Source organism: Pseudanabaena sp. UWO310 (assembly GCF_006861605.1).
Lineage (GTDB): Bacteria > Cyanobacteriota > Cyanobacteriia > Pseudanabaenales > Pseudanabaenaceae > Pseudanabaena.
Window position 1 is genome coordinate 16,619 of sequence record NZ_SELU01000028.1, and the last position, 14,149, is coordinate 30,767.

Consider the following 14,149-nt stretch of genomic DNA (forward strand, 5'->3'; position numbering starts at 1 on the left):
TTTGATTCATTTGATCGATAATTGCTGTTATAAGATATTTTTATATTTTTTCAGAAGACTGTTATTTTGATATCAAGGATATTATTCTTCTTTAGTGTCTTTCTATTACCCACTCATTCTTTAGTAAGTGGGCAGCATTTTGATGAAAACTATTTACCCATTAAAAAATACATGAAATTAGTCCAAAATCATGTAGTGGGTATTCCTATTAGTTTTAAAGATGAATCTGAAGCATTAAGCAAAAACTGTAAAATACATAGACTAAAGGACAAGGATAAAAAAAATTGTGTAATTGAAGAACGAGAATATGGAGGTGTATACACTAAACGCGCTTTTTATCAGCGATCTATAATTTTAAATATTTACGAACAAAATAGCGCGGGTGAATTTTATAAAGACACAGAATTTACAATTCTGTCGCCCTATGGAAGAGGAAAAATACGCTATGAAGATTTGTTGGGAAATGGGAAAGAATTTATTATAGTTGAAAACCTTGAAGGTGCTACTGGTTCAGGTGTTAGCCAAGATATTCTTGCAATTGTAGGTTGGCATCGAAATAAATTCGCTCCCGTTCTACTAGAGACAACGAGGTATATGGAAGCATTTTTAACATCTCATCGTCAACAAGAACTAAGGGCAAGCTATAACTTTCTTAATAAAGGTACAAATAATTTTTCTATAAGACTTGAATATGAGTTTTTAGCAATATTTCCAAAGCTCAATATAACAAAGCAATTCTCTTGGAATGAGGAGTTGGCATGGAATGAAGAAAATTTTTCTTTTTACAGTAAAGAATTGGAGAAAGTAAAGCTCAATAATTTTATTAATAACGTCGAAAAAAGCATTATTCAAGTGCGTTTAAATATTTTAGATCTTGATATAAATAATCTCAGCTTTGAGTTATTGGATAAAACTAAGATTGTTTCGCTTTATACAAAATGGTTCTAAAATTTTTAGCTAGCAAAGTATGTTTGAGATATAGCTATAGTCAGTAATATTAGGACAAAAATCAAACCCAATAGATAGTTGCGGCGCGAAGCGCCGCAACTATCTATTGGGTTTGATTTCCTGACTTAAGTAAATACAGCTATAATGCCCATTCTCATTTTGAGTTTTGTAAGAGATCTAATGCTTAATAGAGTAAGGCAGCGATTGCGCTGCCTTACTCTATTAAGCGACTCTAGCAATGACAGTGCGGTGACGGGGACTATTGGCGATGATGGTAGGAGAGGCAAAGCCTGCGGCAACTAGTTCTTGGGCAAGATTGAAGGAGAAGTATTGATCGAGATAGGGTTCAGTGCTTTTGAGGAGGGTGAGGATGTAGGGAGGCATTTTCTGGTAGATATCGGATTGGGGATTCATGTCCATCATGGCGAAATATCCGTTGGGCTGCAAAACCCGACGGATTTCTCTCAGAATTTGCCTTGTTGCATCTTGCGGTAATTCATGGAATAGCAGAAAACAGGAAACAAAATCACAGGAAGCATCAGGTAAGGAAATGTTTTCAGCAGTGGAATGTATCCATTGTATTTGCCCCTTTTCGGTTAGTTGCGGATATTTGAGGTTGGTATTGTAGTTAGCGATCGCTAAAAAATGAGGTGACAAATCTAGCCCCGTAATCTTAGCAAGGGGATAGTTCTCATGTAGAGAGAAAGTACTCATGCCTACGCTACAACCGATGTCGAGAATGTTTTGAGGTGCGGGCATTTTTTCTTTGACGATATCCAGATAGCTTTGACGCAGTCTGGCATCGCCTTGCACGGGTGGTTTATCGTCATTCCAGATGCGCGAATGGACGGCATAGGCGGCTACTTCAACTTCCGTTGCGGGCAACCAACCGAGATTCCCTTCTTCGTAAGCATGAAAATGCTTGAGATAATATTCGGGATATTTTAAGTTGGGATTTTGAACTTTAACTAGTTCTGCCTCAAGATCCTGTTTTTGTAAATCGGCAACAATTTGTCGCCAGTTTACGCCCATCGATTCGGCGCGTTCGATCATCATTTTGCGAGCGCGTTGCTTGGCAAGGTTAAATAAAGGCGCGATCGCTAAAATGCCATTGACGATACGGGAGGCGAGTCCGATTTTAGGGTTAGGGGCTGAAGTAGTGATAGTCATATATAAAAAATAAAAAAGATGATTACTATAAAAAATATAATTACTCTTTGATTTTACGTGACTTGATAGCGATCGCAGGATTGCCAAGATAGATCGTCATTGGTTCTAGCGATCGGGTCGCCACGCTACCCATCCCCAACACCGCCCCCTGACCGACCCGCACCCCCGCGCTCACGGTAGCCCTTGCCGCGATCCAACTCCCCGTCTCAATATAAATTGGAGCCGTACGCAGTGCAAAATGGCGATCGCACCAGTCGTGATTACCCGTACAGAGATAAACTCCCTGAGAAATACAACAATGGCTTTCGATCGTAATTAGATCGAGATTGTCTAACCAAGCATCTTCACCAATCCAGACAAAGTCCTTGACAATCAAGCGCCAAGGGAATTTGATCCGTACCCCCGTTTTGATTCTCACACCTTGACCAATTTCCGCGCCAAACCAGCGCAAGATGGTAACTTTTAGCCATGAAAAAGGAATTAAGTAACTACGCACCAAGGTTGCGCCAATAAAGTACCAAAGTAGCTGCTTGGCAATGGTTACGCCTATGGTGTATTTACCCGTTGTGTAGCGATCAAGACGCAAAGTGATGACTCCTCACTAGATTTAGTTTTTAATTCACGAAAGAGTGACAATACTTTTGTGAATTGGTATAAACCCCTCAAAACTGCGGCGCAGGTTTGAGATCTGGATTTTAATTATGCCCAGTCACTTAACAGTCCTAGCAGTCCTAAATCCCAGATTTTGGTTGAGAGTGTTGCAAAGCAACACTCTCAACCAAAATCTGGGATTGGGCAATGTTATACAATATTAGAGCTTTTCTAATGGTCGAGTTTTTTCTATGCAAGTTTGGGTATTGCTGTTTAACGCCAACACTGATAACGAAGGGATCTATACACTGGAAATTGAAGGCAATAATATCATTGTCGCCTTTGAGCAAGAGGATGATGCCATTCGTTATGCAGGTTTACTGGAAGCACAGGATTTCTTATCGCCGACAGTGGAAAGCATTGACAGTGAAGAGCTAAAGGAATTCTGTGAGGATGCTAACTACGACTTAAATATCGTACCAACTGATGCTTTGTTAGTTCCACCAGAAAAAAATGTTGACAAAACGGATTGGTCGCCCGATCGCGTTCAAAAGCTCTCGGAACCAGAGACTGATGCCGAGGTAGAAGATCCCGTAATTGCGATGATGCGTCGTCGTCTAGAGAATTTACTATGAGTTATGAGCGTACAGTTCTTCCGAGCGTATTCTCATAACCGAACAAAGCCCTATAAGAATTTGTTTTAGGTATCAATATGACGGCTGAACTTACTTCTAATGCATTAACGAAAACAATTACCAAGTTTGAGCCAAATCCTGAGAATGAAGGCTGGTTTAACTATGCGGTTCACGTCTATCCCCACCATACGGACTATTCGGGTGTGGTATGGCATGGCTCCTATATTAATTGGATGGAAGAGGCAAGGGTCGAATGTTTGCGTACTGTGGGCATGAGTTTTGAAGAATTAGTTTCCGCAGGTGTGGATTTGCCAGTAGTGGAAATGTCTTTGCGCTATCATCGTTCGGCAAGGATGGGTGACAATTTGCTGGTGATGACTAAGCTCGTACCCGATAAAGTCCGCCTTAATTGGGAATACCAAATTCGCACCGAAACAGATCTATGTGTAACAGCAGTGGTTACCCTCGTACCTGTAGATTTTGAAAAACGTAAGCTGTTGCGATCGCTACCTAGCTCCTTAGAAGGAGCGATCGCCAAGCTGACGGAAATATAAGGATCGCGCCGCAACGCCGCACGGTCTAAATAAAAACATAAAACCTGTAGCGCAAGCTGCGCTTGTACTACAGGTTTTAGCTCTAGTTTTTAATTATGCCCAGCTACTGACAGATAATAATAAAGATGAAAGGAACTAAATCAAAATTATGGCAAATTGGCAAGTAATCGCGGGTGGTGTGACCGCTGCAAAGGGCTACAAAGCAGCAGGCATTACCGCTGGGTTAAAACCATCGGGCGCACCCGACTTAACCCTAATCGCCTCGGATGTTCCTGCGATCGCCGCAGGAGTATTCACCAAATCCTGCGTCCGAGCTGCCTGTGTGGACTTCAATCGGGAAGTATTAGCTAAGGGTGGTAAAGTCAGCGCGATTCTCTGCAATGCAGGACAAGCCAATGCCAGTACTGGTGCAGAAGGTTGGCAAAATGCGGTGGAATGTGCGGAATTAGTCCAAAAAGCCTTAAATACCCAAGATGGCGTATTGGTTGCCTCCACGGGTGTCATTGGCAAGCAATTGCTGATGGATAAAATGCGATCGGGAATTGCCAAGATCGCGCCCCTAATTTCTGCGGATGGTGGTGAAGCTGCTTCGCGATCGATCATGACGACGGATACGGTTCCCAAGAGCATTGCCCTTGAAACGGTAATTGATGGCAAGCCCGTCCGCATTGGCGGCATTTGTAAAGGTTCGGGAATGATTCACCCCAATATGGCGACGATGCTTGGTTTTGTGACTTGCGATGCGGGCGTGGAGCCCCAGCTATGGCAAACCATGTTGTCGCGATCGATCGATGCTAGCTTTAACCAAGTGACTGTCGATGGCGATACCAGTACTAATGACATGGTGCTAGCTCTGAACAATGGCGAGTCGGGCGTAGTCATTAGCGATGAGAATTCTGCCGCCGCACAGCAAATTCAAGCCATGCTGCAAGAGGTTTGTATGGAATTAGCCAAGGCGATCGCCCGTGATGGGGAAGGCGCAACCTGCATGATCGAGGTCAATGTCACTGGAGCCTCAACTGCGATCGCCGCTCGGCAAATCGCCAAAACCATAGTCGGTTCTTCACTGGTTAAATCCGCCGTTTTTGGTAACGATCCTAACTGGGGCAGAATCGCCGCTGCGGCAGGGCGATCGGGCGTGGATTTCGATCAAGATGTATTGCATATTCAATTGGGCGACTTTGTGATGATGAAGGGTGGTACGCCTCAGGAATACGATCGCCAAGCCGCTAGCGACTATCTCAAAAATGACACCGTAGTTATTAACGTCGGGGTCGGCGATGGTGGTGGTGATGGTACGGCTTGGGGCTGCGATCTCAGCTACGATTACGTCAAAATCAACGCCGAGTACACTACTTAAAGATAGAGAAGGCGTGCTATGCACGCCTTCTCTACGCAATTTTTAGCCTAAACGTAGGATGTAACCAGAACAAACAAATGTTATTGCTTGATAAGTAGCTGGATAAGTAGCTGGGCATAATTAAAAACCAAAACCAGAGAGCGTACCGCCCGCGTAGCGGGCGGTACGCTCTTCTAGGTTTTAAGTTTACATATGCTTAGCTACTTAGCTTGATAGACTGTGGTCTATTTTTAATTTGGATTGAATTTTGAGTAATTAGAGGTGAGGAGCTATGCAGGTAGACGAACAGGCGGACAAACAGGTAGGAATGGCGACGGAAATCGGTAATATAGCGGAAGATGCACAAAGTAACTCTGCCAGAAATCAAACCAGTCCCATGAAAAACGCCCTACAACCCAAACAATCGAATAAATTTTTACTCCCTGCGATCGCCCTCGCGCTTGCAGCACTGGGCATCAGCATTTGGTTTGTCCTTGGGCGTTTTAGCAGTAATCCAGCCCCAACGGCAACCTCAACTAATGTGTCTGGCAGTAAAGACCAACCCAAGGCAATTAGTGCCCTAGGTCGCCTAGAGCCACAGGGAGAGGTAATCAAAGTTGCGTCTCCTTCGGCACTGGGTACTTCGCGAATTGTGAAGATGATGATTAAAGAGGGAGATGTCGTCAAACAAGGGCAGGTGATCGCCATACTCGATAGTTACGACACCTCGGTCGCAGCCTTGCTCCAAGCCCAAAGTCAAGCCCAAGAGAGCGATCGCAATTTAGCAAAAGTCCGTGCTGGGGCAAAAAGTGGAGATATTGTCGCCCAAGAAGGGAATGTCCTGTCTGCGGCGGCGAATATCAAATCGCTGGAAGCCAATGCCGCCAGAATCAAGGCTGAATTAGAGATTGCTGGAAGAGATTACAATCGCTTTTTACAGGTTTATAAAGAAGGCGCAATTTCACAAACCGTCCTCGACACCTATAGGCTCAAGGTTGATACTTTACAAGGACAGCTTTTACAGGCTCAGCAACAGGTGCAGCAGGCTCAATTTCAATTGCGCCAGTCTCAGGGACAGCTCAGCAGCGTGCAAGAAGTACGTCCGATTGATGTGCAATATGCCGAAGCCCAATTACAAACTGCGATCGTTAATGTCAAAAAGGCTGAAGTTGCTCTCGATCTAGCCCAAGTCCGCGCTCCCATTGATGGACAAGTTCTGAAAATCAATTCTAAAGTTGGTGAAATAGTCAGCCAGACGGGTGGAGTGATCGAAATTGGCAATACCAGTCAAATGTATGTCGTAGCTGAGATCTATGAAACTGATATCGGCAAAATCAAAGTCGGACAAAAGGCAACGATCGAAAGCGAAGCTTTTGAAGGTGAAATTACGGGCAAGGTCGATCGCATTGGTTTGCGAATTGCCAAAAATGATGTTCTCGGTACCGATCCTGCCGCCAAAACCGATGTGAGAATTATCGAAGTCAAGATCAAACTAGATGAAAGCACCAAGGTTTCAGGGCTTACCAATTTACAAGTCAGAGTCAAGGTTGAAGTTTAATGCGCTTTTTTTTAATGTGCTTTTAATTTGCTTTTTTTAATGTGCTTCTAAAGACCACAGCTTAACTTGTACCTATTTTAAAAACCGTCACGTGAATTTATGATTTTTGCCGTACCTCTTGCTTGGTTGCAACTTACTTACGAAAAAAGCCGTCTGCTAGTGGCGATCGCAGGAATCACTTTTGCCGTAGTCCTCATGTTTTTACAATTAGGATTTCGAGACGCTCTCTTTACCAGTGCAGTTCGTCTCCAAAGTAATTTGGTGGGAGATTTGGTGATTATCAGTCCGCAATCAACTAACTTGGTGGGAATGCGGAACTTCTCCCAGCGTCGTCTTTATCAGGCTTTGGGGATGAAGGATGTCACATCGGTTAATCCTCTTTATATTGCTACGGGAGCTTGGAAAATCAAAGAAGATCCTGCGGGACAGACCCGTAACATTCTCGTATTAGGAGCCAATCCAGATGCGAAGGTCTTTAAAATGCCAGGAGCCGAATTAAACATCGATCGCGTTAAGACTCAAGACGTAGTTCTATTCGATCGGGCTTCGCGGGCTGAATTTGGCCCAATTGTTGCGGAATGCGGCATGTTATCTCTAAAAACTAAGTTTACGGATGATGCTTTTGGCTGTAACAACACTGTCAATCGGGAAGTTGCTAACCGCAAAATCATGGTCGGAGGATTATTTGAGCTAGGAGCTTCCTTTGCTGCCGATGGTACGGTGATTACCAGTGATACTAATTTCCTCAGGATTTTTGATTCGCGCCGCGCGGGATTAATTAACGTGGGTTTGATCAATTTGCGCCCTGAAGCCTCTCCCTACGAAGCCATGCGGAACTTTATCCTCAGTCAACCAAGTGAATCCGTAGTTTTACCCCGCGAAAAGCTCCAGCCCGATGGTAAGAGAATACAGGTTTTATATAAGGAAAGTATTGGTGCTGATGGCAAAATCCTTCGTGAAGAGAACAAAGATAAGGTCGTTATTTCTAAAGCCGATCTAACCATTGAGGATCTCAAAAAAACTCAAGATGCGGCGATCGATGATACCCGAATTCTGACGATGCAAGGCTATATCGAATTTGAAAAAGGTTACTGGCAAAAAAGTACCGCGATCGGTTTTATCTTTAGCCTCGGTACGGTCATGGGTTTCATTGTCGGTATCGTGATTGTCTATCAAATTCTCTATACCGACGTTTCCGATCACCTTGCCGAATATGCCACTCTAAAGGCGATGGGCTATGGCAACTTATATCTAGCTCAAATTGTCATTCAAGAAGCTTTTGTCTTGTCAATTTTGGGTTTTATTCCAGGCTTAGGCATTTCCTTTGGGCTATATAACCTCACTAAAAATGCCACGTTACTGCCGCTCTATATCTGGGACAAAGCAATTCCCGTGATGATCTTGACCATCGTGATGTGTGTGATTTCTGGCGCAATATCGCTACGCAAAGTTCAATCTGCCGATCCTGCGGAAATTTTTGGATAGGAAGCAAAAAGGCGATCGCTAAGCGATCGCCTTTTCGCTTTTTAAGAGTATTTTAATAAGTAATGCAGGATAAATAAAAGGATAATTAAAAAAACCTGCGGCGCAAGCGGCGCACGCGCCGCAGGTTTTAGGCTTTTGTATTTTTAAAAATTAAATCCAGTAATACCAATTGCCAAAAGTGTAGCTACACTTTTGGCAATTGAAACCCAAACCCAGTAAGGGTCTTAAAATCACAAAATGGCATAGCCATTTTGTGATTTGGTATAAGAGTTCTTAAAACACAAAATGGCATAGCCATTTTGTGTTTTGGTATATACCATAGGAAAATCTGAGCTAACTGGTCTTTTGGGAAATCTAGTTGAGAATCTCGTTCAATAATTAATGGGAATGATTATGCTAGGGAAACAGGACATTACGGAAAATCTGGGAAATCAACCAATCGCTCGGGCAGCCCAGCCAAGGTTGCAAAGTTTAAGCTCTAATTTAAGTAATGTCAAAGCTCTCGACCTAGAGACTGTCCTCAGAGCTTCTCAAGCGATCGCTAGCGAGATAGACCTCCACGATCTCCATGCAAAATTGATCGATATTTTAGTTGAGATTTCAGGAGCGCAAGCAGGATATTTATTATTGCCCGATCCATCCCAAGCTTCAGGCGATCGATGGCAGATCGAAGCCATCAAGACGATTAACTCAGAGCGAACTTTGGTGGAATCAATTCCCATAGAAGCGATCGTCGAAAATCATACCTATGTTCCTACTTCTATAGTTAATTATGTAGCACGCACCCAAGAAACTATCATCTTGAATAATGTGCCCCAGACTGAGGATTTTCAGGACGATCCTTGGATTAGGCAATGTCAGCCAAAGTCTTTGATATGTATGCCTCTACTCAATCAGGGGCATATTACCGCGATTGTAATTCTAGAAAATAATCTCATCACCGATGCCTTTACCCCGCAGCGGGTCGAAATGCTCAATTTACTCTCTACCCAAGCGGCTATCTCGCTAGTAAAGTCTCGATTGATCCAGCAGCAGTCAGAGCTGAATAGGGCTTTACAGGCGGAAATTGCCGATCTCAAACTCGCGGAAAAAGAATGCGATCGCTTAGTTGCCATTATCCAAGCTTCCACGGATATTCTCGGCATCTCCACACCCCACGACGAATTGGAATATATATCAATGCTTATGCGTGATATGACGGAAGCTCAAGAACGAGAAGCAGCCCTTAAGCGATCGGAAATGACTTTGCAAAATCTAGTGGCTGGGACGGCGGCGGTTACTGGGGAAGATTTCTTTATCGCGCTCGTAAAGCATATGGCAACGACCTTAAATGTGAAGTATGCTTCGGTGGCTGAATTGGTAGACAATTGTCAATTTCGGACATTGGCGTTCTGGGCGAACGATGATTTCCACCCCCCCATGACTTATTTTTTTTTAAATACTCCCTGTGAGTTGACCTTAAAAAATGGCGAGTTCTGTTGTAATAGCTCGTTACAGCAGTTTTTTCCTGAAGATAGGGATCTGGTTACCATGCAAGCCGATAGTTATATCGGCATTTCCCTGAAAGACTCTCATGGTAATGCGATCGGTAATCTTTGTATTCTCGATACGAAACCGCTACCCAATATCGACCAGATTAAAAATATTCTCAGAGTTTTTGCCGCAAGGGCAACGGCTGAACTACAGCGCAAAGCAGCGAATGAGTCGCTATCTCAAATCAATCAATTCCTTGAAGCGCGGGTGAAACAACGGACAGCCCAACTAGAGGCGGCAAATAAGGAATTAGAATCTTTTTGTTATTCAGTTTCCCACGATCTCCGCGCACCGCTGAGAGCGATCGATGGTTTCTCACGGATTTTACAGGAGGACTACCAAAATGTCTTAGATAGTGAAGGTAGTCGCTACCTAAAAATTGTGCGCGACAACGCCAAACGCATGGGTGAATTAATTGACGATCTATTAAATCTATCGCGATTGAGCCGAAAAACTCTCTCCCGCCGCGCGATCGCCGTTAACAGTCTGATTAAAAAAGTATTAGCTGATTTTGAGGCAATAATTCAAGAACGCTCCATTGAATTAGTCATAGCCGATCTGCCCGACTGCGAAGCTGATTTCTCATTGTTAACGCAAGTATGGACTAATTTGATTTCCAATGCCATCAAATACACGGGCAAAACGGAGAAGGCACGGATCGAAATTGGTTATCAAGTTGGTACCGATTGCGTTATATATTTCATTCGCGATAATGGCGCTGGGTTTGATATGCAATATGCCGATAAGCTATTTGGTGTATTTCAGAGGATGCATCTCGAACAGGATTTTGAGGGTACGGGTATTGGACTGGCGATCGCCCAGAGAATTATTCAAAGACATGGTGGTAGTATTTGGGCAGAGGCAGCGATCGCGAAAGGTGCTTCTTTTTATTTTACGATCCCCGATCGATATATCAATCAATGATAGACCTACTTCCCGATCAATATACCGATCAAAGTGTTTTCATTTTGCTAGTTGAAGACAATCCTGCTGACGCAGAATTAGCAATCCGTGCTTTACGTCGTGGCAGAATCAGCAATCAAATTAAACTCCTACAGGATGGTGCGGAAGCACTGGATTTTGTCTTTTGTCGGGGTAAGTATACCTCTCGCCAAATAAATGATCATCCGAAAATGATTTTGTTAGATCTCAAGTTACCCAAAGTTAGTGGATTAGAGGTTTTGCAACAGATTAAATCAGATCCACGTACGCAAACGATTCCGATTGTAGTATTAACTTCTTCTTCCCATGAGAGCGATGTCATCGAAAGCTATAAACTGGGGGTCAATAGTTATATCGTGAAACCCGTTGATTGCGAACAATTTTATAAATCTGTCGAACAGTTAGGATTTTATTGGGTTTTAATTAATCGCTCTCCCAATTTCTAAAAAGCTTCGATATAAACGCCAAAGATCGCGGCGGAAGCGCCGCGATCTTTGGGGGTGCTAAAAATAAAAAACAATAAAAAAGTCGCTAGCTAGCGACTTTTTTATTGTTTTTTATTTTTAACCTTCTTTCAATTGACTAGATGGCGAATCTAGATCGAAAAGTACCTGTAACATTTGCATAGCCCGACGGCGCGTCTCAATATCCTGCTGAGCGCGTAACTGCACCATCGGATCATGCAAAATTTTATTGATAATGCCGCGAGTCATGCTCTCGATTACATCTTGATGCTTATCAGCAAAGTCATTGCCAAGGCGAGACAGAGCTTTTTCCATCTCCTGTTCGCGGATAATTTCCATTTTCTGACGCAGCTTGCTGATCGTCGGAACAGTTTCAAGCGATCGCCACCATGTATCAAACTCGGCAACACAACCTTCTAATAAGATTTCCGCTTGCATTGCCATCTGGCGACGACTCTCTTGATTTTCGGCAACTACCGCTTGGAGATCGTCAACGTTATAAGCCTTAGTATTGGGCAGCTCGTTTACATCAGAACTAATATTACGAGGTACAGAAATATCTACGAGGGTCAAACCTGTGTGATTGACCGCGATCGCTTCCAGATTTTTGCGACTGAGAATTACTTCTGTCGATGCAGTACTGGTAAATACCAGATCGGAAATCGCGACGCAATCTAGCATCTGATCGAGGGGACGGATGTCAAACTGAGCCTCACTGGCTTCAAATTCCTTGAGCATCGCCGCCGCGCGATCGCGCGATCGATTGACAATGGCAATTTTTTGCGCTCCTTTCGAGATCAAATGTTTGACCAATAGGCGTGACATCTTGCCAGCACCAATAATCGTGGTGTGTTTATCTGACAAATTTTGTAGCTTAATCTGAGCTAACTCGACAGCCGCCGAACTAATCGATACTGCACCCGTACCAATTTCTGTCTCGGTACGAACTCTTTTACCAGCAGACAGCGCCTGTTTAAAAAGTTGATTGAGAATGCGACCTGCGCCGTTATGCTGCTGGGCAAGGCGATGGGTGTTTTTCACCTGAGCGAGAATTTGTCCTTCACCAAGCACGAGACTGTCTAAGCCTGAAGCAACCCGCATTAGGTGAGTTACCGCATCTTGACGGAGCAGAATAAACAGATAGCGACGGAGAAACTGTAGAGGTAACTGGCTAAATTCCGCCAGAAACTGCATGATTTCGCGAATGCCACCTTCGGCTTCACTAGTAACCACATATAACTCTAAGCGGTTACAGGTACTCAAAATTGCAGCTTCTTCAATATTCGGATAGCTCATCAGTTGAGCGATCGCTGCTTCCATGCGATCTTCGGGAATGCTCAACTTTTCCCTTACTTCCACAGTCGCCGTTTTATGACTCAAGCCAACAACTGCAATATTCATATCGTAAATGCGTTTCTTAATTTAGGACTAGAAATAATTATCTTATGGGAAGAGCTTATCAGGAGATAGCTACCACTGTAGTAGGTACTTATTACTGCTTCAAAATACTTAACGTATGGATAGATGCTAACCAGAAAAAACCCAGAAAAAACAAGGGGCTTAAGCCCCTTGTATATATAATTGCCCTTGTATTTAATCTTTCGTTCTTTCGTTTATCTGAGCAAACTTGTCTGTAAAGACATCCCCATGACTAACGTAAGTTAATAGTTTTGGGGCTTTCACCAGTCAAGTGAATGGTGTCAACAAAACGAGCAGTCTTCGATTGGGTAGAGATGACCAAAGACTGAGTACGGCAACCGCCACCAAAGAAACGAACACCTTCCATCAAAGTGCCTGGAGTAATCCCACAGCCAGCAAATAATACATCTTTGCCACAGGCCAATTCGTGAGCATCATAGACCTTATCGCCATCTTCGATGCCCATTTCCTTAAGACGAGCCAAGTTACCTTCACGAGTCCACTTGGCGCTTTCAGGAGTATTAACTTCGGCTGGATCGTAAACGAGACGACCTTGGAAATGTCCGCCCAAGCAACGCATTGCCGCAGCAGAGATGACACCCTCAGGAGCCGCACCGATGCCCATCAAGGCGTGAATATTTGTGCCAGCAAAACCGCAGCAAATGGCCGCAGATACGTCACCATCACTGATCAAACGGACACGAGCGCCAGCGGCACGGATTTCCGAAATCAAACCTTTATGACGAGGGCGATCCATCACCACAACGACTAATTCTTCGATCGAACGATTAAGACATTCTGAAAGGATTTTCAGATTTTCGGTAGGTGTTTTGCGGATATCTACGTGACCCTTTGCCGCAGGAGGTGCAGCTAGTTTGTCCATATAAAAGTCGGGTGCTTGGAACAAGCCTCCACGCTCAGATATCGCTAAAACAGCCATCGAACCGTTTTGACCATAGGCAACGAGGTTTGTGCCTTCGCAAGGATCGACAGCAATGTCAATTTCTTGTAATTCTTCAAGGGTGCAGAATTCGGCTGCATTTGGCTGTGTACAAATACCAACTTCTTCACCGATATAGAGCATGGGTGCTTCGTCGCGTTCGCCTTCGCCGATAACGATACGTCCGCGCATGTGAATTTTATTCATGCGTTCGCGCATTGCTTCAACGGCTGCTTCATCGGCTTCGTCTTTTTTGCCCAAGCCCATCCACCGAGAAGATGCGATCGCCGCTTGTTCGACGACCTCAATAATCTCAAGGCTGATTGTATTATCCATGCGTAGGAATCCTTAATTTATCTAAATTTTGCAACTATTAAGCTTTTGTTATGTTCTAGAAATTTTCCAGAATCAGAAAACAAAATTAAGTCTAGTTGTGCCTTACTACACAACCTCGTAATTAAGTTTACAGGGCAGACTGTCCACAAACCTATAAGAAGACTAAATGAGTTATATTAAATTTTAATAATTTTGCTTGCCATTAAAGAGCAAAGAGATATTGAAATTATCTCAC

At 43.7% G+C, this 14,149-nt stretch carries 12 protein-coding genes; 8 read left to right on the top strand and 4 right to left on the bottom strand.

Features of this window, described 5'->3' with window-relative positions:
• The first annotated feature begins 171 nt into the window (after positions 1-171).
• Positions 172-948: a hypothetical protein gene (locus tag PseudUWO310_RS11040; RefSeq protein WP_223805622.1), complete on the top strand. Its 777-nt coding sequence runs from the start codon at positions 172-174 to the stop codon at positions 946-948.
• 222 nt (positions 949-1,170) lie between these two features.
• Here the strand turns inward: PseudUWO310_RS11040 and PseudUWO310_RS11045 are convergent, their stop codons facing one another.
• Together PseudUWO310_RS11045 and PseudUWO310_RS11050 are read right to left on the bottom strand one after the other, a co-directional pair.
• A complete protein-coding gene (locus tag PseudUWO310_RS11045; RefSeq protein WP_142601118.1) occupies positions 1,171-2,118 on the bottom strand; it encodes a class I SAM-dependent methyltransferase in 948 nt (315 codons plus the stop codon).
• Positions 2,119-2,158: 40 nt separating this feature from the next.
• The gene (locus PseudUWO310_RS11050; RefSeq protein ID WP_142601120.1) at positions 2,159-2,704 is read right to left on the bottom strand and encodes a WcaF family extracellular polysaccharide biosynthesis acetyltransferase; all 546 of its coding nucleotides are present in this window, start codon (positions 2,702-2,704) and stop codon (positions 2,159-2,161) included.
• Positions 2,705-2,960: 256 nt separating this feature from the next.
• Between PseudUWO310_RS11050 and PseudUWO310_RS11055 the strand changes: the two genes are divergently transcribed.
• The 7 genes from PseudUWO310_RS11055 (at position 2,961) to PseudUWO310_RS11085 (ending at position 11,201) form a co-directional block, all read left to right on the top strand.
• On the top strand, positions 2,961-3,344 hold the full coding sequence (locus PseudUWO310_RS11055) for a DUF3110 domain-containing protein (protein ID WP_142601123.1): 384 nt from the start codon (positions 2,961-2,963) through the stop codon (positions 3,342-3,344).
• Positions 3,345-3,421: 77 nt separating this feature from the next.
• Positions 3,422-3,898: an acyl-CoA thioesterase gene (locus PseudUWO310_RS11060; RefSeq protein WP_142601126.1), complete on the top strand. Its 477-nt coding sequence runs from the start codon at positions 3,422-3,424 to the stop codon at positions 3,896-3,898.
• A gap of 148 nt (positions 3,899-4,046) precedes the next feature.
• Entirely contained in the window at positions 4,047-5,258 is a 1,212-nt protein-coding gene (gene argJ / locus PseudUWO310_RS11065; RefSeq protein WP_142601128.1) for a bifunctional ornithine acetyltransferase/N-acetylglutamate synthase, read from the top strand.
• 271 nt (positions 5,259-5,529) lie between these two features.
• Positions 5,530-6,795 carry an ABC exporter membrane fusion protein gene (locus PseudUWO310_RS11070; RefSeq protein WP_142601131.1) on the top strand — a complete coding sequence of 422 codons (1,266 nt, stop codon included), beginning with the start codon at positions 5,530-5,532 and terminating at the stop codon, positions 6,793-6,795.
• 99 nt (positions 6,796-6,894) lie between these two features.
• On the top strand, positions 6,895-8,280 hold the full coding sequence (locus PseudUWO310_RS11075) for an FtsX-like permease family protein (protein WP_142601134.1): 1,386 nt from the start codon (positions 6,895-6,897) through the stop codon (positions 8,278-8,280).
• A 393-nt stretch (positions 8,281-8,673) separates the two neighbouring features.
• On the top strand, positions 8,674-10,737 hold the full coding sequence (locus PseudUWO310_RS11080; protein WP_223805623.1) for an ATP-binding protein: 2,064 nt from the start codon (positions 8,674-8,676) through the stop codon (positions 10,735-10,737).
• Entirely contained in the window at positions 10,734-11,201 is a 468-nt protein-coding gene (locus PseudUWO310_RS11085; protein WP_142601138.1) for a response regulator, read from the top strand. Before PseudUWO310_RS11080 ends, PseudUWO310_RS11085 begins: the two co-directional genes overlap by 4 nt.
• Before the next feature lie 117 nt (positions 11,202-11,318).
• Here PseudUWO310_RS11085 and PseudUWO310_RS11090 read toward each other — a convergent pair whose 3' ends face one another.
• Together PseudUWO310_RS11090 and glpX are read right to left on the bottom strand one after the other, a co-directional pair.
• A complete protein-coding gene (locus tag PseudUWO310_RS11090) occupies positions 11,319-12,620 on the bottom strand; it encodes a glutamyl-tRNA reductase (RefSeq protein ID WP_142601141.1) in 1,302 nt (433 codons plus the stop codon).
• Between the two features lie 250 nt (positions 12,621-12,870).
• Positions 12,871-13,914 (bottom strand): class II fructose-bisphosphatase, encoded by a 1,044-nt coding sequence (gene glpX / locus PseudUWO310_RS11095; protein ID WP_142601144.1) that lies wholly within the window; start codon positions 13,912-13,914, stop codon positions 12,871-12,873.
• Positions 13,915-14,149 lie beyond the last annotated feature (235 nt).